This window comes from Micromonospora sp. NPDC007230 (genome assembly GCF_042869115.1).
In the GTDB taxonomy this organism is placed as follows: Bacteria; Actinomycetota; Actinomycetes; order Mycobacteriales; family Micromonosporaceae; genus Micromonospora.
Genome location: NZ_JBIAFE010000034.1, coordinates 25,160 through 48,691, shown reverse-complemented (window position 1 = coordinate 48,691; position 23,532 = coordinate 25,160). Strand labels below are relative to the sequence as shown.

20 protein-coding genes and 1 riboswitch are annotated in these 23,532 nt (G+C 69.6%); of the genes, 10 read left to right on the top strand and 10 right to left on the bottom strand.

Annotated features, from left to right (window positions below):
- Nucleotides 1-104 precede the first annotated feature (104 nt).
- Nucleotides 105-1,178: a LacI family DNA-binding transcriptional regulator gene (locus tag ACFYML_RS32695; protein ID WP_387278654.1), complete on the top strand. Its 1,074-nt coding sequence runs from the start codon at nucleotides 105-107 to the stop codon at nucleotides 1,176-1,178.
- Nucleotides 1,179-1,205: 27 nt separating this feature from the next.
- Here the strand turns inward: ACFYML_RS32695 and bla are convergent, their stop codons facing one another.
- A complete protein-coding gene (gene bla / locus ACFYML_RS32690; RefSeq protein ID WP_387424307.1) occupies nucleotides 1,206-2,132 on the bottom strand; it encodes a class A beta-lactamase in 927 nt (308 codons plus the stop codon).
- A 285-nt stretch (nucleotides 2,133-2,417) separates the two neighbouring features.
- Here bla and ACFYML_RS32685 point away from each other — a divergent pair, with 285 nt between their 5' ends.
- Complete coding sequence (locus ACFYML_RS32685) at nucleotides 2,418-4,307, top strand: CocE/NonD family hydrolase (RefSeq protein ID WP_387424306.1); 1,890 nt, start codon at nucleotides 2,418-2,420, stop codon at nucleotides 4,305-4,307.
- Nucleotides 4,308-4,516: 209 nt separating this feature from the next.
- A complete protein-coding gene (locus ACFYML_RS32680) occupies nucleotides 4,517-5,239 on the top strand; it encodes a VOC family protein (RefSeq protein WP_387424305.1) in 723 nt (240 codons plus the stop codon).
- Here the strand turns inward: ACFYML_RS32680 and ACFYML_RS32675 are convergent.
- On the bottom strand, nucleotides 5,190-6,122 hold the full coding sequence (locus ACFYML_RS32675; RefSeq protein WP_387424304.1) for a LysR family transcriptional regulator: 933 nt from the start codon (nucleotides 6,120-6,122) through the stop codon (nucleotides 5,190-5,192). The two genes, ACFYML_RS32680 and ACFYML_RS32675, sit on opposite strands and share 50 nt — an antisense overlap.
- 86 nt (nucleotides 6,123-6,208) lie before the next feature.
- Here ACFYML_RS32675 and ACFYML_RS32670 point away from each other — a divergent pair, with 86 nt between their 5' ends.
- From ACFYML_RS32670 to ACFYML_RS32660, 3 genes are all read left to right on the top strand, one after another.
- On the top strand, nucleotides 6,209-7,531 hold the full coding sequence (locus ACFYML_RS32670; protein WP_387424303.1) for an aspartate aminotransferase family protein: 1,323 nt from the start codon (nucleotides 6,209-6,211) through the stop codon (nucleotides 7,529-7,531).
- A 203-nt stretch (nucleotides 7,532-7,734) separates the two neighbouring features.
- Nucleotides 7,735-8,232 carry a hemerythrin domain-containing protein gene (locus tag ACFYML_RS32665; RefSeq protein ID WP_387424302.1) on the top strand — a complete coding sequence of 166 codons (498 nt, stop codon included), beginning with the start codon at nucleotides 7,735-7,737 and terminating at the stop codon, nucleotides 8,230-8,232.
- A gap of 94 nt (nucleotides 8,233-8,326) precedes the next feature.
- Nucleotides 8,327-9,097: a YqjF family protein gene (locus ACFYML_RS32660; protein WP_387424301.1), complete on the top strand. Its 771-nt coding sequence runs from the start codon at nucleotides 8,327-8,329 to the stop codon at nucleotides 9,095-9,097.
- 60 nt (nucleotides 9,098-9,157) lie between these two features.
- On the opposite strand, the gene ACFYML_RS32655 is transcribed toward ACFYML_RS32660, so the two are convergent.
- On the bottom strand, nucleotides 9,158-9,916 hold the full coding sequence (locus tag ACFYML_RS32655; protein WP_387424300.1) for a vancomycin high temperature exclusion protein: 759 nt from the start codon (nucleotides 9,914-9,916) through the stop codon (nucleotides 9,158-9,160).
- A 70-nt stretch (nucleotides 9,917-9,986) separates the two neighbouring features.
- Complete coding sequence (locus ACFYML_RS32650) at nucleotides 9,987-10,325, bottom strand: helix-turn-helix domain-containing protein (protein WP_357447419.1); 339 nt, start codon at nucleotides 10,323-10,325, stop codon at nucleotides 9,987-9,989.
- A 96-nt stretch (nucleotides 10,326-10,421) separates the two neighbouring features.
- Between ACFYML_RS32650 and ACFYML_RS32645 the strand changes: the two genes are divergently transcribed.
- Nucleotides 10,422-11,303, top strand: coding sequence for an NAD(P)-dependent oxidoreductase (locus tag ACFYML_RS32645; RefSeq protein WP_387424299.1), 882 nt, complete (start codon nucleotides 10,422-10,424; stop codon nucleotides 11,301-11,303).
- Between the two features lie 40 nt (nucleotides 11,304-11,343).
- On the opposite strand, the gene ACFYML_RS32640 is transcribed toward ACFYML_RS32645, so the two are convergent.
- Nucleotides 11,344-12,153 carry a DivIVA domain-containing protein gene (locus tag ACFYML_RS32640; RefSeq protein ID WP_387424298.1) on the bottom strand — a complete coding sequence of 270 codons (810 nt, stop codon included), beginning with the start codon at nucleotides 12,151-12,153 and terminating at the stop codon, nucleotides 11,344-11,346.
- A gap of 102 nt (nucleotides 12,154-12,255) precedes the next feature.
- Complete coding sequence (locus ACFYML_RS32635; RefSeq protein WP_387424297.1) at nucleotides 12,256-12,474, bottom strand: hypothetical protein; 219 nt, start codon at nucleotides 12,472-12,474, stop codon at nucleotides 12,256-12,258.
- Between the two features lie 466 nt (nucleotides 12,475-12,940).
- Here ACFYML_RS32635 and ACFYML_RS32630 point away from each other — a divergent pair, with 466 nt between their 5' ends.
- Nucleotides 12,941-15,343, top strand: coding sequence for a PEP/pyruvate-binding domain-containing protein (locus ACFYML_RS32630; protein ID WP_387424296.1), 2,403 nt, complete (start codon nucleotides 12,941-12,943; stop codon nucleotides 15,341-15,343).
- Between the two features lie 132 nt (nucleotides 15,344-15,475).
- On the opposite strand, the gene ACFYML_RS32625 is transcribed toward ACFYML_RS32630, so the two are convergent.
- Nucleotides 15,476-16,288 carry an RICIN domain-containing protein gene (locus ACFYML_RS32625; protein ID WP_387424295.1) on the bottom strand — a complete coding sequence of 271 codons (813 nt, stop codon included), beginning with the start codon at nucleotides 16,286-16,288 and terminating at the stop codon, nucleotides 15,476-15,478.
- Between the two features lie 668 nt (nucleotides 16,289-16,956).
- Nucleotides 16,957-17,174: riboswitch (cobalamin riboswitch) on the top strand.
- Nucleotides 17,175-17,310: 136 nt separating this feature from the next.
- Between ACFYML_RS32625 and ACFYML_RS32620 the strand changes: the two genes are divergently transcribed.
- Both ACFYML_RS32620 and ACFYML_RS32615 read left to right on the top strand, forming a co-directional pair.
- A complete protein-coding gene (locus ACFYML_RS32620) occupies nucleotides 17,311-19,710 on the top strand; it encodes a ribonucleoside-diphosphate reductase subunit alpha (RefSeq protein ID WP_387424294.1) in 2,400 nt (799 codons plus the stop codon).
- Nucleotides 19,711-19,745: 35 nt separating this feature from the next.
- Nucleotides 19,746-20,741, top strand: coding sequence for a ribonucleotide-diphosphate reductase subunit beta (locus tag ACFYML_RS32615; protein ID WP_387424319.1), 996 nt, complete (start codon nucleotides 19,746-19,748; stop codon nucleotides 20,739-20,741).
- 108 nt (nucleotides 20,742-20,849) lie between these two features.
- Here ACFYML_RS32615 and ACFYML_RS32610 read toward each other — a convergent pair whose 3' ends face one another.
- Genes ACFYML_RS32610 through ACFYML_RS32600 form a run of 3 tightly spaced genes read right to left on the bottom strand, consistent with a single transcriptional unit; the run spans nucleotide 20,850 to nucleotide 23,421 of the window.
- Nucleotides 20,850-22,307: a hypothetical protein gene (locus tag ACFYML_RS32610; RefSeq protein ID WP_387424293.1), complete on the bottom strand. Its 1,458-nt coding sequence runs from the start codon at nucleotides 22,305-22,307 to the stop codon at nucleotides 20,850-20,852.
- Nucleotides 22,308-22,324: 17 nt separating this feature from the next.
- Nucleotides 22,325-22,879: a hypothetical protein gene (locus ACFYML_RS32605; RefSeq protein ID WP_387424292.1), complete on the bottom strand. Its 555-nt coding sequence runs from the start codon at nucleotides 22,877-22,879 to the stop codon at nucleotides 22,325-22,327.
- Nucleotides 22,876-23,421, bottom strand: coding sequence for a hypothetical protein (locus tag ACFYML_RS32600; protein WP_387424291.1), 546 nt, complete (start codon nucleotides 23,419-23,421; stop codon nucleotides 22,876-22,878). The genes ACFYML_RS32605 and ACFYML_RS32600 overlap by 4 nt, the downstream gene beginning before the upstream one ends.
- Nucleotides 23,422-23,532 lie beyond the last annotated feature (111 nt).

The following is a 23,532-nucleotide window of genomic DNA, read 5'->3' as shown; positions in this document are numbered from 1 at the left end:
ATCTGTAATCGATTACATTGCGCCCGTGGCTCATCGACCGCCGCCCGCCCGACGGGTAACCTGTGCTCACCTCACCACCGGAACGCCACCGCGAAGGGCCTGCCTTGACCACCATCCGTGACGTGGCCCGGCTCGCCCAGGTGTCCACCGCAACCGTGTCGCGCGTGTTCGCCTCCGACACCGCCGTGCGACCGGACACCGCCGAGCGCGTCCGCCGCGCCGCACGGGAACTCGGCTACGTGCCGAACTCGCTGGCCCGATCCCTGCGCCAGCAGACCTCGGCCACCTGGGCGCTGATCATCGCGGACATCGAGAACCCGTTCCTCACCCAGGTCACCCGCGGCGTGGAGGACGTGGCCCAGTCGGCCGGGTACTCGTTGCTGCTGTGCAACACGGACGAGAACCCGGAGAAGGAAGAGGGCTACCTCAGCATCGCCGCGCAGTACCGGGTATCCGGCGTGCTGATCACGCCGACGTCGGCGACCAGCCGGGTCGACCGGCTGCTGTCCCGAGGCCTGCCGGTCATCACCATGGACCGGCCGTTACGGCAGGACCTGGCAGTGGACACGGTCCTGATCGACTCACGTCGCGCAGCCCGAACGGCGGTCGACCGCATGATCGCCCGCGGCCACCGCCGGATCGCCTGTATCACCGGGCCGCAGCGCGTCTTCACCGCCAGCGAACGGGTGCTCGGCTATCGAGAAGCCTTACAGGACGCCGGACTGCCGATCGACGAGAACCTCATCCGCTACGCCGCCTTCAACGAGAACGGCGGCCGCCAGGCCGCGGACGCCCTGCTGGAAACGGCGGACGTCGAGGCCATCCTGGTGGCCAACAGCATGATGGCCGTCGGCGTCCTACGCATACTGCGCGACCGGCAACTCACCCCCGGCCAGGACGTCGAGCTGGTGGTCTTCGACGACGCGCCATGGACCGGGCTACTCACGCCAGCGATCTCCGTCATCCACCAGCCCGCGTACGAGCTGGGCCAGGCGGCCGGCAAGCTGCTGCTCGATCGGCTGCGCTCCCCCGGCCAGCCAGCCCGAACGGTGATGCTGAACGCCACCCTGCCGGCGGACGGCGAGGCACCACTGCCCCGCGTGCGCCGGCCCGACCTGGCCACCACCGATCCGGTCACCTCCGCGATCCTGACCCGATCCGCCCACCTCAACCCGTAACCTCAGCCGGCATCCGACGCGCTGCGTCTACCGGCGCAGGGCCTCGACCGTCAGCTTCGCCGCCTGGGCGATCAGCTTGTCGTCGTACTCCGCGTCCTTCTCGTCGCGGCTGGAGAGGACCGCGAGCACGATGGGGGCGCCGTCGGGAGGCCAGATCACCGCGATGTCGTTGCGGGTGCCGTACCCGCCGGAGCCGGTCTTGTCGCCGACCTGCCAGCCGGCCGGGACGCCGGCCCGGATGAGCTTGTCCCCAGTCGTGTTCCCCTTGAGCCACCCGGTCAGCACCGCGCGGTCCTCGGCGGAGAGCGCGTCGCCGAGGACGTACGCCCGTAGATCGGTGGCGAGGGCCCGAGGCGTGCTCGTGTCGCGCCGGTCCCCAGGGGCCGCCTCGTTGAGATCGGTCTCGATCCGCTCCGGGTCGGTGACCTGGTCGCCGAGGTCGCGCAGCGCCCGCTCGAAGCCGGCCGGGCCGCCGAGCCGCTTCAGCAGCAGGTTGGCGGCGGTGTTGTCGCTGTATCGAACGGCGGCGTCGCCCAGCTCGCGCAGGGTCATCCCGGTCCCCACGTGCCGCTCGGTGATCGGCGAGTGGGTCACCAGGTCGGCCCGCGCGTAGCGGACCACCTGATCCAGCTCGGCGGTTGAGGCCGCGTCCAGCATCGCCGCGGCCGCGAGCGCCTTGAAGGTCGAGGCGTAGCCGAACCGTTCGTCGGCGCGATGCTCGACGATACGACCGGTGCCGGTGTCGATGGCGTAGACGCCGAGCCGAGCGTCGAACTCCGCTTCGAGCCGGGCGAAGTCCGGCATGACCGAGGGCGGCGGGGAGGTGGCGACCGGGCTCGACGGAGGGCTCGACGGGGAGGCCCCCGGCGCGTCGGCTGTCGAGCACGCGGTGAGCGGGGCGAGCGCGAGCGTGGCGGCGAACGTCACGGCGGCCCGACGGGGCGCAGGAACCATGACCAGGTACTCCTTTCGTCGGTCGACGCCGGGCGGCCGGCGACCGGCGACCGGCGGATCCGACGGCGGCGCCACGGTGCGAGCAGCGACATGCCGTCGGCGTACGGCCGACGATAACGATCCCGGCGATGACCGACGCGTGTCTCGGCAGATGTCTATGCGGCGCGCCGAGGACTTCGTGCATCTGCTTGATGACGACCAATCGGCCCTTTTCGTAGCGTCCCCGTAGTGGTCGAGTCGGCGCGCCGAGTGAGCGCTGCCGCGGGCCGGATGTGGAGGGAAGCCATGAGGGCGATCGTTTCGGTCGGCGCAGCGATGGCGATGCTAGCCGTGACGGCACCGGCGATGGCCGCCGAGCGGGTCGAGGCGCCGACGATCGTGGTGAAGGACGGAGTCACCCAGCCGGAGTTCGGCTACGCCGACGCGATCCGCGAGCGGATCTGGGTCGACACCGACTTCGACAGCGACCGGGACGGCACCAAGGATGTCATCCGTGTCGATCTCATCCGGCCGGCGGCCAGCGAGCAGGGCCTGAAGGTGCCCGTCATCATCGACGACAGCCCGTACTACGCGACTTTGGGGCGCGGCAACGAGTCCGAACTCAAGGCCGACCTCGATGGTGATGGCCTGCTCGACCGCTGGCCGCTGTTCTACGACAACTACTTCGTGCCCCGTGGCTACGCCGTCGCGCTCGTCGACATGCCCGGCACGGCCGGTTCCACCGGCTGCCCGACGATCCAGGGCGCGAACGAGAACGCGTCCGGTCCGGCAGTTATCGACTGGCTCAACGGCCGCCGCAGCGGGCACGACTCCCACGGCAATCCGGTCGTGGTCGACTGGCACAACGGCAAGTCCGCGATGATCGGAAAGTCGTACGACGGGTCGCTGGCGATGGCCGCGGCGGCGTCCGGCGTCAGTGGCCTGTCCACGGTCGTTCCGATCTCCGGGCCGTACAACTACTACGACTACACGCGTACCAGCGGCATCGTCACGCGTGGCAACAACTACCTGGGGTCGCTCGCCCGGACCGTCACGGCTGACGACCCGGCGCGTCAATCCAGGTGCGCGCCGGTCTGGAATGAGATAGGGGCCAACGACGGCGACGAGCACGGCGACTACACGCCGTTCTGGCACGAGCGGAACTACCTGGACGACGCCGCGAACATCAACGCCAGCGTGTTCCTCGTCCACGGGATCCAGGACGACAACGTCCGGCCCGACCACTTCAGCAAGTTCTGGGAAGCGCTGAAGACGTACGACGTCCCGCGCAAGCTGTGGGTCGGTCGCGTTGGTCACATCGACCCGTTCGACTTCCGTCGGGACGTGTGGGTCGACACGCTGCACCGCTGGTTCGACTACTGGCTTCAGGGGATCAACAACGGCATCGTGAACGAGCCGAAGGTCGACGTGGAACCGTCCGTCGGCGTCTGGGAGCAGCACGCCGACTGGCCGATCCCCCGCACCGGGAACGTCAACATGTGGCTGCGTCCCGGCACCGACAGCGCCGGAGGGCTCGCACTCACCCCGGCCGCGGGCGCGCCGACCAGCCGTTCGTTCGTCGACAACCCCAACCAACTCGAAGCGGCGATGATCGACAACCCGAACCAGCCGGCAGAGAACCGTCTGGCCTTCCTGTCCCCGCCGCTCGAGGAGGACCTACGTATCTCGGGCACCCCCGTGATCAACCTGACCGCCTCGTCGAGCCTCGACGCGGCCTACTTCGGCGCGATCCTGGTCGAATATGGGCCGAGCACGCAGAACAGCCGAACCGGCGACGGAATCCTGCAGACGACGCTGCCCGAGCAGTGCTACGGCGAGTCGAGCCCAGCCGACGACGGGTGCTACCGGCCCGTTGCGTACCGGCCGGCCAACGTCACCCAATGGCGGGTGACCAAGGGGATCCTCGACGGGCAGAACCGCAACTCGGTCGCGGTGGCCGAGCCCATGACACCGGGCCAGTCGTACGACATCAGTATTCCGCTGCTGCCGGAAGACTACGTCTTCTCCGCCGGCAACCGGATCGGCGTGATCATTGTCGGCAGCTACCGCAGCTACTCAGCCGAGCGGCTCACCTCGCGGCCGACCATCACGGTCGACACCAAGGTCAGTCACCTCGCCCTGCCGGTGTTCGGCGGTCAGCAGGCCGCTCGTCGAGCCGGGATCCCGCTTCGCTAGTGCGGTGTCCACCAGCGTTCGCCGCCGACCTTGCGCCAGTAGGCGGAAGGTCGGCGGCGAACTCCCGTTGCGCACGTGTGAGCGTCGCCCGCTGACGCAAATCCCTTTGCGTGGCAGGACCCCGAGCGCCTAGCGTTGCTTCCCTCACGAGCAGGGAAGACGTGCCCTGTCTGCGGCTTTGAGTCATCAGATCGGAGGTGCGGAGCGGAATGACCTGTCACCTCGTCGCGCTCTGCTTCGATGCGAACGAGCCGCTCCGTCTCGCGCGCTTCTGGGCCGGCGTCCTCGGTTGGGAGATGGCCGACGACCCCCAGGACGGCATCGCGCTCCTGTCGAGCGATGACACCGGGTTCCGGCTCCGATTTCTTCCGAGCCAGGAGCAGAAGGCTGGCCAGAACCAGATCCACTTCGATCTGACCAGCGCCTCCCTCGAGGACCAGCAGCAGACGGTGGCGAGGTCGCTCGAACTCGGCGCCCGGCACATCGACATCGGGCAGGGCCCGGAGGCCGACCACGTGGTGCTCGCCGACCCCGAAGGCAACGAGTTCTGCGTCATCGAGCCAGGCAACAACTTCCTCGCCGACTGCGGCTTCATCGGAGCCCTTTCCTGCGACGGTTCGCAGGAGGTCGGGTACTTCTGGAGCGCAGCGCTGGGCTGGCCACTGGTCTGGGACCAGAACCAGGAGACCGCGATTCGCTCGCCGCACGGCGGCCCGAAGATCACCTGGGGCGGTCCGCCGCTGATGCCGAAGACCGGGAAGGGCCGGCTGCACTTCGACCTCGCTCCACCCGCCCACGGTGATCAGCAAGCGGAGGTCGACCGTCTCGTCTCCCTCGGGGCGACGCGGATCGACATCGGCCAGGGCGAGGTCAGCTGGGTGGTCATGGCCGATCCCGACGGCCACGAGTTCTGTGTGCTGACCCCGCGATAACGACGTCGCGTAGTTCGTCCAGCACAATCTGGCTCGCCGCGGTGAGAGTTGATCGGCTGCGAACGGCCGCATAGACGTGGCGGGTCAACGGTCGGCGCAGCGGGCGGATGGCGACGTGGTAACGACGGTCCACGGCAAGCTCGGGCAGGAGCGACACGGACAGGCCGGCCTCGACATGCGCCAGGAGCAGCTCGTAGCTGGCGAAGCGGCCAGCCACGACCGGCTCGAAGCCGGCCTGCCGGCAGGTGCTCGTCACCAGGTTCGACAGGTACGTGCCGGGCATGTCGATGGACCAGGCCGCGTCGGCGAAGTCGGCCAGGTCCGCCGGTGCCTCCGACGCAACCTGCGACTGCGGCAGCACGAGCACGATGGCGTCGGTGAGCAGGGGGATGGTGTGCACGTCCGGGTGCAGCGGCATGGACCCGTCGATGAAGTCCGCGGTCACGATGATGTCGTAGTCGCCGCGGCGCAGGGCCGGATGGCTGGCCTGTGGGTCGAGTTCGGCGACCTCGAGCTCGATCCTTGGGTGCGCCTTCCGGAGCCGCGCGGCGAGCGGAATGACGACGGCCCGGATGGCGCTGGAGAAGGCCGCGAGGCGTACCGGTCCGGTTGGTTGTCCGGACAGGCCCTGCAAGTCCACCTCAGCCGCCTTGATCTGGTCGAGGATGATGCGGGCGTGCCGGGCGAGCGTGCGCCCAGCAGGCGTGAGCTGGACCCGGCGGCCGGTGCGCCGCAGGAGTTCGGCGTGGGCCTCCGCCTCCAGTACCGCCAGCTGCGCTGACACCGCCGACGGACTCATGTGCAGGGCCGCCGCGACGGCCCGCATGGTGCCGAGGCCGTCCAGCAGGCTGAGCATCTCCAGGCGTGCTGTGTTCAGCCGCATCGGGAACCCCCTGTGCACAAATTCCGCACAGCATAGCCAGAAACCTCAGCTTTTCCCGCATAAGGAACGGTCCTATCGTGAGGCGTATGACGCTGACTACCGAGCAGGGTGCCGCCGAACAGTTCTGGTCTGACGCCGACCGCCATCTGGTGCGCTACGGCGCCGCGTTCACACCCGAGATCATCGAGCGCGCGGCCGGCAGTTTCGTGTACACCGCCGACGGCCGGCAGATCCTGGACTTCACCTCGGGTCAGATGAGCGCCATTCTGGGGCACTGTCATCCCGCGATCGTGCAAACGGTGCAGCGGGAAATCGCGAGCCTGGATCACCTGTTCAGCGGCATGCTGTCGCGCCCGGTCGTCGACCTCGCGCGCCGGCTCGCCGAGTCCCTCCCCCCGCCACTGGAGAAGGCGCTGCTGCTGACGACCGGCGCCGAGTCGAACGAGGCGGCCATCCGGATGGCCAAGCTCGTAACGGGCAAACACGAGGTCGTCGCCTTCGCCAAGTCGTGGCACGGCATGACGCACGCCGCAGCCGCCGCAACCTACAGCGCCGGCCACCGCGGCTACGGGCCTACCCCGCCGGGAAACTTCGCGATCCCCACGCCCAACCCGTACCGCCCCGACTTCACCACCTCCGACGGCGAGCTGGACTGGCAGCGGCAGCTCGACTTCGGGTTCGCCCTCGTCGATGCCCAGTCATCGGGGAGTCTCGCCGCGTGCATAGTCGAGCCGATCCTCAGCTCTGGCGGCATCATCGAGCCACCGCCGGGCTACTTCGCCGCCTTGGCGCGCAAGTGCCGCGAGCGCGGCATGCTGTTGATCGTCGACGAGGCGCAGACCGGTCTGTGTCGCACCGGCACGTGGTACGCCTTCCAACCTGACGGCATCGTGCCGGACATCCTCACGCTGTCCAAGACGCTGGGCGCCGGCCTGCCGCTCGCCGCGGTGATCACGACTGAAGAGATCGAACAACGGGCCCACGAGCGGGGTTACCTCTTCTACACCACACACGTGTCGGACCCCCTCGTCGCCGCCGTCGGCAACACCGTGCTCGACGTCCTCCAGCAGGAGCAGATGGACGTACGGGCACGGGAGCTCGGCGAATTCCTGCGCGCCGGCCTGCTTGACATCAGAGACCGGCACGACGTGGTGGGGGACGTACGGGGGCGTGGCCTGATGCAGGGGATCGAACTGGTCCTCGACCGGGAGACGCGAGAAGGCTCGGACGTCCTCGGCGCCCACGTCACCCGCCGCTGCCTCGAGCTCGGTCTCCACATGAACGTCGTGCAGCTGCCCGGCATGGGAAGCACCTTCCGGATCGCGCCACCCCTCACCACGACGCGCGAGGAACTGGCCCTCGGTCTGGAAATCCTGGACCAGGCGATCGGAGAGGCAGCGCCGGCCTGACCGGCCGAGTCATCCGCAGTCGCGGGAGCAGGCAGTAGCTGCCTCTCCACGCCAACCGCTACGCCCGCCGGCACGACCCGGGTATCTGGAGTCGTCGCCCGGGCGGACGCCAGCGGCCCGTCGCGGCATGACGATTTGTCCGCATAATACGTTTGGCCCGGTCTAGGCTCGGAGTCGCCACCAGGAGCCACCGAGGGAGTCACATGCCGACCGACGCTATCGACCTGCTCATCGAGGACCACCGCGAAATACGCAGGCTGTTCAAGGACTTCCAGGACACGGGCGCGGACGCGAACCGGAAGAAGCAGCTGGTCAGCCAGATCCTGGAAGCACTGACCATGCACACCTACATCGAGAACGAGTGCATGTACCCGGAGACCCGCAGGCTGGTGCCGGACCTCAACGAAGCGGTACTGGAATCCTACGAGGAACACCACGTCGCGGACGTGCTGGGCTTTGAACTGAGCATGATGAGCCCCGACGACGAGCATTTCGAGGCCAAGACGATGGTCCTTATCGAGGCCGTCACGCACCACATCGAGGAAGAAGAAAAGGAGTGGTTCCCGAAGGTGCGGGAAGCTGTTCCGCCCCAACAGTTGCAGGACCTCGGTGCCCGGCTGGCCGCGATGAAGAACAAGGCACCGCGGAAGCCGACGGCGCCCCGCGCCCTGAAAAAGGCCATGGACGCCGTGCGCGCCTGAGCCGGCGCCGACCAGGCGATCGCCGTCGGGGCGCCGCGGCGCGTCCGCGTTCACGGCCAGGCAGAGTCGACTGCTGCGACGGGGCGGACCGCTCATGCGGGCCCGCCCCGCACTGCCGTCTGGTGATCAAGCGCGTGGAGGGAGGCGGATGGAGGCTCCGCCGTCACCGAAGGTGCCCCGACCGCTGATGTGCCACCGGTGGAGCTGGATAACGTTCATCCACTGGCGCTGCCCACCCTCGATGCTGCAGCCGATGCTGCCGCCCGGGCTGGCGGTGGATACCTTCGACGGATCAGCCTGGGTCGGCTTGACACCGTTCCTCATGCAGGGGGTGCGGATTCCAGCACTACCAGCCGTACCCTGGTTGTCGAGCTTCCCCGAGACCAACGTCCGGACCTACGCCCAGGACCGGCACGGCCGGCGGGGAATCTGGTTCCTGTCGCTGGACGCGGCCCGATTGCCCGCGGTCCTCGCGGCCCGAGCCGGCTACCGGTTGCCCTACTACTGGTCGGACATGGCGGTACGGGTGAGCGGCACGCGGGTCGCCTATCGCTGTGCGCGTCGCCGGCCCGGCCCTCGACGGCTGCGATGTGACGCCGACGTGCGGCTGGGTCCGCCGCTGCGCGAGGCGGAGCGCGACGAGCTCGCCCACTTCCTGACCGCCCGGTACCGACTGTTCACCGTCATCGCCGGAGGGCTTGCCGCCGCCGAGGTGGAACACCCTGAGTGGCCGCTGCGCCGGGTCGAGTTGCTCCGGCTGGACCAGAATCTGCTGACCGGGGCTGGACTGCCCGCGCCGGCCGGCGAACCGATCCTCCACGCGTCTCTCGGCGTTCCCGTACGCGTGGGCAGGTGGCATCGCTGAATCGCCCCTCATCCGCCCTCAACCACGACCTCCTTCTGCGGCCAGCGAGGAGGTGGGCGTCTACTCGTCGAGGGCTTGCTGGAGCACCGGGTCGGGAGCTGAGGACACCGCGGGCGGGCGTGCGGTCACCAGGTCGTAGGCCACCTTCCACGCCGCGGGTAGCTCGCGTGCGGTGTTCTTCGCCAGAGTCACTCGCCGGCAGCCGTCACAGCGGGCGGCGACTCCGCTCGCGTCGATGCCGAGGCGCCGGCACAGCGTCACCGCACGGGGCAGGTGCAGTGACTGGCTGACGAGCAGCGCCCGGCGTACGCCGTACACGTCATGAGCGCGCTTGCAGGTGTCGTAGCTGTCGAGACCGTACGGATCGCCGACGATGTGCTCGGCGGGCACGCCGGCGGCGACAAGGTACGCCGTCATCGCGGCGATCTCGTCGCCGGAGGCGCCGGCGCGGTCGCCGGAAACGAGCACGACGCTCGCCTTGCCGTCCTTGACCAGTTGGGTCGCCACGTCCAGCCGCCCCTTCAGGAATGGCATGGGCTGGGTGCCTCCCGGTGCCAGTTGCGCGCCGAACACGATCACGACCGGCGCCTCGGGCGCCTCATCGTAGGGGTGCAGATGGCCGGCGGAGCTCGCCCGGACCCAGAGCGCCGGAGCAGCGAGGAGCAGCACCAGCCCGGCCCCGACGACGAGGGCCCGCTGGACGAGTCGACGTCGCCGACGGATCGGCCGAGGGCTGGAGCGCCCGGGCGGCTCGGCGGGGCGCGGACCGCCAGCGTCGCCGGGCGGGAGCGACGCGGAAGGGTCTGGCGTGACGGTCATTGCCCGATGGTAGGCACCACCTCAAGCGGAAACGGTCGTGGACGCTTCTCGGCAGCGGGTTGGGCAGCAGTCAAGCGGTCGAGCGCTGGCGTCCCCAGGCGGCCAGCGGCTCGAGTGCGTCGTTGAGGCGCGTGCCGTCCTCGGTCAGCGAGTACTCGACGCGGGGCGGTACCTCGTCGTAGGAGACGCGGTGCACGACGCCGTCCGCTTCCATCTCGCGCAGGTGAGAGGCCAGCACCTTCTCGGTGATCCCCGGGAGCAGTCGACGCAGCTCGCCGAAGCGACGGTAGGGGTGCTCGTGGAGCGCCCAGAGGATCAGCACCTTCCACTTGCCGCCGATCACCTCCATCGCGGTGTCGATCCCGCAGGCGTGACCATCCGGTGCGCCCGGCCGGTTCAACGTCGCCATGCCCCCACCCTCTGACGTGCTCGCTAACCCCAGGGTAACCACCCACTCCGAAGTGCGTACTTGATCACCTACCGGCCTACGACCAGCCTGATCGGCATGGCACAGAACACTGCTGAGAAGACCTCCGTCACGCTGCTGGGGCTCGGCGCGATGGGCACCGCGCTGGCCCGTACCTGGCTCGCCGCCGGCCACCCGCTCACCGTCTGGAACCGCACCCCTGCCCGCGCCGCGGCGCTCGGCGTCGAGGGTGCGAGGGTCGCGGACAGCGCCGCTGAGGCGGTCGCGGCGAACACCCTGGTCGTCGTCTGTCTGCTGGACGACGCCTCGGTCGACGAAGTGCTGGCTGGCACCGACCTGGCCGACCGGGACCTGGTCAACCTGACCACCAGCACCCCTGCCCAGGCGCGCGCCCGAGCCGAGTGGGCCCGCGAGCGCGGCGCCCGCTACCTGGACGGCGGGATCATGGCGGTCCCTCCGATGATCGGCATCCCGGAAGCCGGCGGCTACGTCTTCTACAGCGGCTCGCAGGAGCTGTTCGAGCGCCACCAGGAGACCCTTGGCGTCCCGGCCGGCACCACCTACGTCGGGACGGATCCGGGCTTCGCGGCCCTGTACGACGTGGCCCTGCTCAGCGCCATGTACGGAATGTTCGCCGGGGTCGCGCACGCCTTCGCCCTGATCCGCAAGGAGGACATCGACCCGGCGTCGCTCGCCCCGCTGCTCGCGGACTGGCTCATCGCCATGGCCCCGGCCGTTCACCAGACCGCCGAACAGCTGCGCAGCGGCGACTACACCAAGGGCGTGGTCTCCAACCTCGCCATGCAGGTGGCCGGCACGCCGACCTTCCTGAGCGCTGCCGAGCAGCAGGGCGTAAGCCCGGAACTGCTCAGCCCTTACTTCGAGCTGATGCGCCGCCGCCTGGCCGAGGGCAGCGGCGCGGAGGACCTGACGGGCGTGATCGACCTGCTGCTGAGTTGACCGGCCGCTTGCCGCCCCGGGCGGCGACCGTGCTGGGGCGTCAGGCAGTGCTGGGTGGGTGGGCGGTTCCGCCAGCCCTGGCGTCGGCCTTGTTGATCGTCGCCATCGCTACGGTTGGCTCGTCCACCGCGGCCACCCGGACGCGGACCGACCCGGGGGCACCAGCTTGGCCGGTCCGGAGCCGAGCAGCCGGCCCAGGCCCGCCCGCGGCCCCCTGAGCTCTCGTCGGCTCGGCGGCGAGACGCTCGAGCGCGCGGGCAAGTTGTTGCCGGCCGTCGTCAAGGTGCCGGGCCACCGCCCGGATCTGCGCGATCATCGTCTCGCCGCCGGTCGGCATCACCTTCCGGGCCGCGTCGTCTCGCTCGACCCCAGCGCCGAGGCGGCCGTTGTGGATCGCCCGCCGCGCCTCCTGCGCAGCGCCATCGCTCGCCGCTCGTACGGCGTTGTCGTACTGCGCACGGGCGTACTCGGCGACCCGATGCGCGTACTCGTGGGCCTGGGCCATGATCTGCTCGGCCTCCCGTTGGGCCTCGGACAGCAGGTTGACCTCGTTGGCTCTGGGCAAGTCCACGGCCGCGCCGGCGCTCGGGATCACCCCGTGGCGGTGCAGCTCAAGCTGGCCGGCGAGCCGCTCGTTCTCAGCCCGCAACCGTGCGATCTCGGTAGCCAGCAGGTCAAGCTCGTCGGCGGCCTGGATGCGGAAACGGTCGACCTCGTCCGAGTCGTAGCCCCGACGGGCGAGCGACGGGGTGTTGAACTGCCAGCGCCTCACCCGGTCGGCGGTTGTCCGCACCGCCGGCGGAGCGGGGACCTGAGTTCCGTCGCCGGTTCTGATCGGGGTCTCGCTCATCGGTCACCTCCGGGACCCTCAACTTCTGCCTGCCACTGCTGTCCGGGTGGCATGCTCGGGCGGCTACGGAAGCTGGCCGCCCGGGCATGGCCGGGAGCGGGGCTACTTGCCGGTCAGGGCGACCAGCGCGCTGGCGGTGCGGAAGTAGGGGTTGCGGCCGAGGTCGCCGATCGTGACAATGCCGAGCGCCTCCTTGAGCAGCTTGGCACCACCGTCGCTGACTCCGGCAAGGGCGGACACCGGGGCGTCGACCAGCTCGGTGACGCTCTTGTCCTGGTAGGCCTTGTCGACCAGCTTGGTGAGGTCGGCGGTGACGGGCATGAGAACTCCTTCGCTACGCAGCCTGGCATTTCCGGCTACTCGGTCGAACCTGAATGAATTAGATCATCATTCGCACCGCGCGGTCCACAAGGGACTGTGCAGCCGTCACTGCCGCCTTCCTCGTTGCCGAACGGGTGGTCGATCCCGTCGGCGAGGTCGTCAGCGTCCGCATCGGATGGCATTGGCCGGAGAACATAGCAAACGGCCTGAGAAGCAGCCCATCCGGCGACAACCGTCCCAGCTCGCCCACGTCCGACCAGTACCGCAGGTCCAGGCACGGCACGCGGGGGACATCCATCGATCAACACAGGGACGCGCGACAGCCCTCAGGTCCGATTGCGTCCCGGTGACCCGGCCAGTTCCCCGCCTCATCGTCCAGGCCGGGGCGGTCGCTGGCATTGCGACTGCATTGTCAACGAGGTACGGTGGTTTGCAATGCAGTCGTATTGCGAAGAAGGTGGGTCCCATGCGTGTGATCCCGCTGTCCGAGGCGTCCGCCGACATGATCGATCTGGTGGGCGGCAAGGCGGCCGGCCTGGGCGAGTTGATCCGCGGGGGCGAGCGTGTGCCGCCGGGGTTCTGCGTCACCACCGAGGCGTACCAGTCGGGCGTCATCCCGCAGGCGGAGATCGTCGACGCGTACGCGCGGCTCGGTGCGGGCCCGGTGGCGGTGCGGTCCAGCGCGACGGCCGAGGACCTGCCGGACGCGAGCTTCGCCGGACAGCAGGACAGCGTCCTCAACGTCACCGGCACCGCTGAACTGATCGCTGCGATCGAGAAGTGCTGGGGTTCGCTGCACAACGCCCGCGCGGTCGCCTACCGCGACGCCCACCACATCGATCACGACACCGTCCGGATGGCCGTCGTCGTACAACGGATGGTCGCCGCCCAGGTGTCGGGGGTGCTGTTCACGGCGAACCCACTGACCGGCTGCCGCACGGAGATGATGGTCGACGCCGCGCCGGGTCCCGGCACGGCGGTGGTGGACGGCCAAGCTGACGTCGACCACTACCTCCTCAACGGGTCGGACCAGGATGGCACCGGTTGCCTGGCGAGGGCCCAACTGGCCGAGCTGCGGGCCGTCGGCGAGCGCCTCCAGCGGCACTTCGGCTGCCCGCAGGACGTGGAGTGGGCGATCGACGAGGACGGGACCATGTGGCTGCTGCAGTCGCGGCCAATCACCACACTCTTCCCCCTCCCTCCGGACACCGACAAACCCCTTCCGCGCGTCTACCTGGAGTTCGGCCACGTCCAGGGCATGGTCCAGCCCGTCACGCCGATGGGCATGTCCACGCTGAAGTCGCTGGTCGCGGCGATGCTCGCCGCGCTCGGCATCAGGGCCGAGATCGTCGACATCGGTGGGCGGCTCTACGGCGACCTGACCGACCTGGCGCGCCGCAGATCCACCCGCAAGCGGCTGGTCAAGCTCATGGCGGTCGACTTCGGTCCGCGCGCCCAGGCGGTCATGCAGCAGGTCCTGGCGGACCCGCGGTTCGCTCCGGGCAAGGACCGTCCGGAGGGCCGACACGGGTCGAATCGAGCGTCCCTGTGGGCGGCCGTGCGGCTGGTGGTCGGGGTCGTGCGGGCGCTGGCCCGACCCGACGCGGCGCGGACGCGGATGTTCGACGCCATCGAGCAGCTGAAACTCCGGTCCGCTGCGCCCGACAGTCTGCGTGCCGCCGCCGAACGGCTGCGCTTCGTGCGGGCCCAGGAGGCGGCGAGCAGCCCACCCGACATCGTCTCCCCCATCGTGGCCGGCATGCTCGCGGCCGCGCTGCCGGCTCACCTGCTCAAGGGCGTCGTTCGCGAGGACGAGATCCACGCCGTACTGGGTGGGATGCCCCACAACGTCACCATCGAAATGGATCTCGCGCTCTGGCGGCTCACCCAGCGCGCCGGCGACCACCGACAGTTGCTGCTGCACACGCCGCCCGACGAGTTGGCCGCGCGGTACCGGCAGGGGACGCTCCCGGACATCGGACTGGCGGCGTTCCTGGACACCTACGGCCACCGCGGCGTCGCCGAGGTCGACCTCGGAGTGCCGCGCTGGAACGAAGACCCGGCGCCGATCTTCACCATGATCGCCAACTACCTACGGGTCACCGATCCGGAGCAGGCACCCGACCGGCGCTTCGCACGCGCGGCCGCCACGGCGGAAGCCACCCTCCACGAGCTCGGCGCCCGCGCCCGCCGCCGCAGGCCGGTGCGGGGGCGTCTCGCCGGGTTCCTGCTGCGCCGTGCCCGGGCGTTGGCCGGACTGCGGGAGGCGGGCAAGTTCGCCGGTCTGTACCGGCTGCAGGAGATGCGGCGGCAACTACTCTCCGTGGGCATTGACCTGACCGGCAGCGGGCTGCTCGATCAGCCCGGCGACATCATGTTCCTGACCCTCGACGAGGTGCACGACGCGGTGCACCAGAACGTCGACCACCGGCGAACGGTCGCCTCCCGCAGAGCGGTCCACCAGCGGGAGTCGCGCCGCCGGGCCGTACCGGTGGCGCTGCTGTCGGACGGCACCGACCTGGAGGCGATGCTGCCGGCGCCGGCCACCGCGGCTGGCGCGCTGACGGGCGTCGGGGCGGCAGCGGGCCGGGCGACCGGCCCCGCCCGGGTCGTCCACGACCCGGGCACCGCCCACATCGAACCCGGCGACGTCCTGGTCACCGCGACCACGGACCCGGGATGGACCCCACTGTTCCTCACCGCCGGAGCGCTGGTCACCGAAACCGGTGCGGTCATGGCCCACGGCCCCACCGTGGCCCGGGAGTACGGCATCCCCGCCGTCATCTGCGTTCCGGACGCGACCCGGAAAATCTCCACGGGTCAGATCATCACCGTGGACGCCGCAGCCGGAACCGTGACGATCCACTGACCGATGCCGGCGAAGACTCCCCCGACCAGGCCGAATTCCGGGTCGTTGGCGAGTCCGAACGCGTTGCCCGAAGCACGACCAAAGCGACAGGCCCCGCGGGCAGTCCAGCCCGCGGGGCCTGTCGTGACGTGGTCAGTTCCACAGCTGGAAGAGGTCGCTGCCGGAGCAGGCCCACTGAAAGATGTTCCCGTTCTGGCCGGCGGTCGATGCGTCGGCGTCCAGGCAGGTCCCGGTGCCGACGTTGTGCAGTCCGGCGTTGGCGTCGCCGTTGGTGTTGAGCTGCCCGCTGCCCGAGAACCACCACCGCTGGTAGGGATCGCCGGTGGTGTTGCAGGCCCACTGGGTGATCGCCCCGCCGTTGCGGATGTCGGACGAGATGGCGTCCAGGCAGGTGCCGGTACCGACGTTCTGGAGCACCGGGTTGTAGTTGTTCGCGCCGACCACCACGCGCCACTGCTGGTAGCTGTCGCTGCTGTTGCAGGGCCACTGGGCGATCCGCCCGCCGTTGCGGACGTCGGACGAGATGGCGTCCAGGCAGGTACCGGCGCCCCGGCTCTTCAGCTGGAACGAAAACCCGGTGATGGCGTCGCGCGCAGTGTTCAGGTAGTTCCGCCATGCCCCGTTGTTGTAGGTCGACCACGGGGTCCAGTTGCTGCCGTGGTTGGAGATGTTCCACGCCGCGTTGGCGTTGCACTGGACCTGGTAGGCGCAGGCGTCACTGACCTCGGGGTGCCAATAGTTGTTGATCTGCCACAGGCCCCGGTCGATCGAGCCGGGGTTCTGGCCCGTCGCCGACGGGTTGCAGCTCGACTCGGCCATGGCGACCGCCACAGCGACCACGATCTGCCGGACGTTGCCCGCAGAGGTGCTGACGTTCGCGGTGTACGAGAAGCCGGCCTTGGCGGCCACCTTGGCACAGACCGTGGCGGCGGCAGACGCTGCCACGGCCATCGTGCCCGCGGGCACACCGACCCCCGCGTTCAGCGATGCCGGCACCGGCCCGGCGGCGCCAGCGGTACCGTCGGCCGAGGCCGAAGCCGCACCTGGCGGAACCATCAACACAGCGGCCAGCGCCACGGCCAACAGCCGCACCGGTCGAATCCGGCCGGCGCCCCGCCGCCACGGGAATCTTCTGCTTACGGGATCGGATCGCACGCATGCCTCCCAAGGACGACGGCTTATCCACCAGGGACCTGCACTGCCGCTTCGCACTCCTGAACCGAGCGACCAGCCCGACTATGATAAATCCGAATGTCTCGATGTAGCTATGGATGACGGGGTGAGTCCAGGGGTTACGAGACGTGGCATAGCGGAGAGCCACCGAGTCGATCAACGCCGGTGCCGCCGCCCGCATCGGAGCGAGCATGCGCTCACCTTCCTCGACGCCGCGACTTGGACGCGGCCAGGAGGACAAACGGACCGCGCCCGTGGTGCCCCGAGCGTGACGATCACACTCGGCGCACCGGCTGCCGCCGTCGGCGACGACTGACACGGCGGCGTCCCACCGGACGGCGAACGGGCGGAACGGCCGACGCCCTGCCGGGCCCGAGGTGAGACGTAGCTGACACGCCGACGCGACATCTGGTGTTGCCCAGGCACCCGCACGGCCATATATGGTGTCTGGCGCAGCTGGTTCGGCCGCCTCTCACGGGACGGTCGAGGCAAGAGGGAACCCGGTGGGAATCCGGGACTGCCCCGCAGCGGTGAGTGGGAACGACCGCCGTCATCAGCACTGGGCCACCGATGGCCTGGGAAGCGACGGCCAGTAGGCGACCGGTTCCGCCGGTTGTGCCCACGAGTCCGAAGACCTGCCAGCGCGTCGCACGCCCCGGACGGGCGTGTGACGGTCCGAGGCCGCGCGGGACGGCCGACGCCCACGGGACACCGCCGATGCCGGCGCGTGTCCCTCGGTGTCTGCACCCCGCGCGCCGAGGCCCATCCGGTCTCGAGCTCGCGAGGAGTGAGTAGTGACAGGCACCAAGGTCCACCCGACCACCGACGGGCTACCAGGCGATATCGCCCTGCCCGGGCAGCGGCGCGTGCAGATGCACGTCCGCAAGCGCAACGGTGACCTCGAACCCGTCGATGTCAACCGGATCGTCCGGGCGGTCGAACGGTGGAGCGCCGACCTCACCGACATCGACCCGCTGCGGGTGGCGACCCGCACCATCAGCGGTTTGTACGACGGGGCGAGCACGGACGAGTTGGACCGGCTGTCGATCCAGACCGCGGCCGAGCTGATCGGCGAGGAGCCGCAGTACTCGCGGCTCGCCGCCCGTCTGCTGGCCGGATACGTCGACAAGGAGGTACGCGGGCAGGACATCGGCTCGTTCAGCCAGGCGATCCGGCGCGGCCACACCGAAGGGCTGATCGGTGACGACACCGCCGCCTTCGTCGCCGCTCACACCCGCATCCTCGACGAGGCGGTCGACCCCGCGGGTAACCTGGGGTTCGAGTATTTCGGGCTGCGCACCGTCTACGACCGGTACCTGCTGCGGCACCCGACCAGCCGGCTGGTGCTGGAGACGCCGCAGTACTGGCTGCTGCGGGTGGCGTGCGGCCTGTCGCACACGCCGGCCGAGGCGATCGACTTCTACCGGCTGATGTCCAGCCTGGCGTACCTGCCGAGTTCGCCGACGTTGTTCAACTCCGGCACCCGGCACACCCAGATGTCGTCCTGCTACCTGGTGGACTCGCCCCGCGACGAGCTGGACTCCATCTACCAGCGGTACGCGCAGGTGGCCAACCTGTCCAAGTTCGCCGGCGGCATCGGCATCGCGTTCTCCCGGGTCCGCTCCCGCGGGGCGCTGATCCGTGGCACCAACGGACGGTCCAACGGCATCGTGCCGTGGCTGCGGACCCTCGACGCCAGCGTCGCCGCCGTGAACCAGGGCGGCCGGCGCAAGGGCGCCGCCTGCGTCTATCTGGAGCCGTGGCACCCGGACATCGAGGAGTTCCTGCAGCTGCGGGACAACACCGGCGAGGACGCCCGGCGTACGCACAACCTGAACCTGGCGAACTGGATCCCGGACGAGTTCATGCGCCGCGTGGAGGCGGACGCAATGTGGTCGCTGTTCGACCCGGACGAGGTGCCGGAGCTGCCGGACCTGTGGGGTGCGGAGTTCGACGCCGCGTACCGGGCCGCGGAGGCGCAGGGCCGCTGGGTGCGGCAGGTGCCGGCCCGGGAACTGTACGGGCGGATGATGCGCACCCTCGCGCAGACCGGCAACGGGTGGATGACGTTCAAGGACGCCGCCAACCGGCTCTGCAACCAGTCCGCGGAGCCTGGCAACGTGGTGCACCTGTCGAACCTGTGCACCGAGATCATCGAGGTCTCCAGCGACGCCGAGACCGCGGTGTGCAACCTAGGCTCGGTGAATCTCGCCGCCCACCTGGCCGGGGACGACCTGGACTGGGAGCGGCTGCGGCACACCGTCCGCACCGCGGTCACCTTCCTCGACCGGGTGATCGACATCAACTACTACCCCACCCCGCAGGCGGCGACGAGCAACCCCCGCTGGCGGCCGGTCGGCCTCGGCATGATGGGCCTGCAGGACGTGTTCTTCGCATTGCGGCTGCCGTTCGACTCCCCCGCCGCCCGGGAGCTGTCCACCCGGATCAGCGAAGAGCTCTACCTGACCGCCCTGGAGACCTCCGCCGACCTCGCCGAACGGCACGGCCCGCACCCCGCCTTCGCGCAGACCCGGGCGGCACGCGGGCAGCTGCAACCGGACCTGTGGGGCGTCACCGGCAGCCAGACCGCGCGCTGGGACGCCCTGCGGGACCGGGTGGCCGCGCACGGGCTGCGCAACTCACTGCTGGTCGCGATCGCCCCGACCGCCACCATCGCCTCGATCGCCGGCTGCTACGAGTGCATCGAGCCGCAGGTGTCCAACCTGTTCAAACGCGAGACCCTGTCCGGGGAGTTCCTCCAGGTCAACACCGCCCTGGTCGCCGAGCTCAAGACTCGCGGGCTGTGGACCGAGCAGATCCGGGCGGCGATCAAGCGCGCCGACGGGTCGGTCCAGCATGTCGCGGAGCTGCCGGCGGAGGTGCGGGAGCTGTTCCGCACCGCATGGGAGCTGCCGCAACGGGCGCTGATCGACCTGGCCGCCGCCCGCGCACCCTTCATCGACCAGTCCCAGTCGCTGAACCTGTTCCTGGCCACGCCGACCATCGGCAAGCTCTCCTCGATGTACCTGTACGCCTGGAAGAGCGGGTTGAAGACGACCTACTACCTGCGGTCCCGACCGGCCACCCGCATCCAGCAGGCCACCGTGTCCGCCGTCGTACCACCGGTGAGCCTCGACGCGGAGGCGCTGGCCTGCTCGCTGGAGAACCCCGAGGCGTGCGAGGCCTGCCAGTGACCACCCCGACCGACACCACCACGGAGACCACACCGATGCTGCTCGACCCCGGGATGGACCTGAACCTCCGCCCGATGCGCTACCCGCACTTCTTCGACCGCTTCCGCGACGCCATCCGCAACACCTGGACGGTCGAGGAGGTCGACCTGCACGCCGACCTGACCGACCTCGACCGGCTCTCCCCCGCCGAGCGGCACCTGGTCAGCCGGCTCGTCGCGTTCTTCGCCACCGGCGACACGATCGTCGCCAACAACCTCGTGCTGAACCTCTACCAGCACGTCAACAGCCCGGAAGGCCGCCTCTACCTGTCCCGGCAGCTGTTCGAGGAGGCGGTGCACGTCCAGTTCTACCTCAACCTCCTCGACACCTACGTACCCGACGAGACCGAACGGGCCGCCGCGTTCGCCGCCATCGAGAACATCCCGTCGATCCGGCGCAAGGCCGAGTTCTGCTTCCGGTGGATCGACTCCCTGCAGGACCTACGCGAGCTACGGAGCAAGCAGCACCGGAGGGCGTTCCTGCTCAACCTGATCTGCTTCGCCGCCTGCATCGAGGGCCTGTTCTTCTACGGCGCGTTCGCCTACGTCTACTTCCTGCGCTCCCGCGGCCTGCTGCACGGTCTCGCCTCCGGCACCAACTGGGTGTTCCGCGACGAGTCGATGCACATGGCGTTCGCCTTCGACGTGGTCGACACGGTCCGCCGAGAGGAGCCGGACCTGTTCGATGACGACCTCGCCGACCAGGTCCGGCAGATGCTCGCCGAGGCCGTCGACTGCGAGGCGCAGTTCGCCGAGGACCTGCTCGGCCAGGGCGTGCCTGGTCTGACCCTGGCAGACATGCGCCAGTACCTCCAGCACGTCGCTGACCGGCGGCTCGCCCAGCTCGGCATCGAACCGGTGTACGGGTCGACCAACCCGTTCGCCTTCATGGAGCTGCAGGACGTGCAGGAGTTGTCCAACTTCTTCGAGCGCCGGGTCTCGGCCTATCAGGTCGGGGTGAGCGGGGCGGTCACCTTCGACGACGACTTCTGAGCCAAACACCGCCCCCCGGGGCGGCGGCACAGCCGCGCCGGGGGGTGATGGTCAGAGACGTCCGCAGGCCCCGCGCTTCGCGCGATGCCAGCCGAACTCCGGGCCCGATCAGTCCCGGCACAGCGGCACGTCGGGCTCCACGACGGTCCGGTTGACGATGTCCTTCTTGATGAAGTCGGCCTCCTGGGGAATGCCGACCCCCAACACCTGCTCGATCGCCTTGACCAGCGGCTCCGACAGGCTGATGCCCTCACCGGCCCGTACGGTCAGGACGAGCGTGGATCCTCGGCATTTCACCCCCGGCCCGACGGGCAGCGGCAAGCCGATCCGGCCGGCCGCCGATCCGTTGGTCACCCCGACCGACGCAACGATGCCGACGAACGGTCCGGCACCCGCAACCGGCAGGCCGAGCAGGAACCCGAAACGGAACTCCGCGGCCACGACGATGCCCTCGACACCGATCGAAACGCCACGGATGGACTTCACGATGCTCTCCTGCACGGAGAAGGCCGGCGTCAGGACACTCGATTGGACGTATCCGATGGGTCCGTCGAGGCCCCACTTGCCGGTGGCCTTGATGTTGCCGTTCTTCGCCGAGAACCCGGTGCTGACGAGAAACTTGAACGTCTGCTTGAGGGTCGCCGGGAATCCGCCGATGATGATGGGCTGCTTCACCTCGATGGGCAGCTCGATCTTGACCTTCTTGTTGTCCGCCAACCCACCCTCGGCGCCGGCGGCGATGGTGATGGCGAGCCCCTCGACTCCGTCGATCCGGAACTGCGGGTGGGGGATCACGCCGTTGGTCACCCGGATGTCCCCCCACGCCCGGAGGTTTCGGAGCAGCAGTTGGATGTCGAAGTCGACCTTGAGACGCTGCACGGCCGTCGAGTGCGAGGCGGTCAGCCCCATCTTCGACTTGTCCTTGTACGCCTCGATGTCCCAGTCGCCGACCTTCCGGTTGATGCTCTTGGCCCCGCGCGCACCCGGCTCGGGCGCCGGGGCGAAGACGATCGGGGGCACGGCGAGCCGGACGTCGCCCGCGCCGATCGCGTTCACCCCCAGCCCGGTCGCCTGCCCGGCGTCTGGAACGACCGCCCCGGCCGGAGCCCCGTCGACGACCTCGCCGAGCAGGTCAGGCAGCAGGCCGAAGGTCTGCGCCTCAGCGTCGAGCGGTTGGTCGAACGTGAAATGGCCGTCCCGCACCACATCGGTCAGCCGCACCGGGGCCAGGGTGACGGCCTTGTCGCCGCCGGACCGCTCGACCTTCACCACCCGGCCGACCGCCTCGCTCGTGGCGAACATGATCTTACCGGGCGCCACGTCCTTGGCACCCCGGGCGTTGCCGTCGATCACGTAGGTGAACCCGTCCCTGCTCACCGACCGGATGACCCTGCTGCCGCCCTCGACGAGCACCACATCGGGCTGGTAGACCACGGACCTGTCCGGCTTCGGGCCGTACCCGTACCGGTCGTCGGTCGGATCGGATCCGCCGAGGCCGACCTTTCCGCAACCGGCGATCAGCAGGACGACGACCAGCCCGGCCGCCATCCGTGCACGCCTACGCATGTCCGCTCCCGCCCCGCTCACAACCGGCCAGCCACCACCTGGATCAGGTCCTGCAACGGCTTGTGGTTCTCCTTCGGGTCGTTGAGCAGCACCAGGCGGATCGCGACCCACGTGCCCGTCTTCTGGACGAAGACCTCATTCGCCTGCGTGTCCAGGTACGCCTCGTCACCGATACCGGACAGCGTCTCCAGTTCGTGTCCCAGCTGGCGCTCGATGTCGAGCATCTTCTTCGCCCCGTCGCCCACGTAGACCTCCACCTGGCCGGTCGGGCCGGTGGTCGGTGCCGTCCAGGTGCAGCTCTGTTGGCCGGCCTGGTGCGGGTCGAGCCTGAGCCGGGCCAGCGCGGCCGCCTCCTGATCGGTCACCAGGTCGCACGCAGTCGGTTCGGGCTTGTCGGCCGGGGCGGACGACGCGGCGTCTCCCCCTGGAGTCGTGGCAGTGGTCGCTGACTGTTGGCCCTCGGCGCTCGCCGCCCGCGGCTGCTCCGATCGTCCGCACCCTGTCGCCGTGAGCAGCAGCACGGTGGCCGGCACCACGAGCAGCCACCGGCCGGCACCCGTCCGTGTGGTCACGACACGCCCACCTGTTCCAGCGACTTCTCGAGCCCCGGGCAGTGCTTCGTCGTGTATTCCGACACCGGCGGCAGGGCCGTCCTGACCTTCGCCATGGTCGGGTTGAGGCGCGCGTAGGCCGCCGGGTCTTGGGCCATGCTCTTGCCCGTGGTGTCGATGACCGCGTCGTAAAATTCGCTGAGCGCCGCGACCTGGGTCTTGATCTCGGCCGGCGCCGCTGCCTTCAGATCCTTCACCCGGGCGTGCGCGCTGGCCACATCGGCCTTCCTGTCGGCCGCGCCCTGCGCGAACAGCGGATCGATCGAGGCGGTGAAGGCCTTCACCGCCTCGCACCAGCGGTCGCCGCCACCCGGCTTGCCCTGGCCTGTCGCGTCCCCGCCATCGGACTGGGCGGTCGCCTTCCCGCCGTCGGCCGCAGCGGTCGCACCAGCGCTGCCAGCCGGGCCGGCACCGCCCGCCGCCGGTGCCGCGTCGTCGGGCCCGCAGCCCGCCAACAGGAGCCCGACCGCCAGTGCGGCAACACTCCCCCGAATTCGTGTCATCGATCCCCCTCTGACGAGAACGAGCTGAGCGCCTCGCATAGGTCCACCCTCGCTGGACGACCCGCGGCACACGCCGGCGGCGTCCACTTGATCAGTCTGATCGGCGGGCTT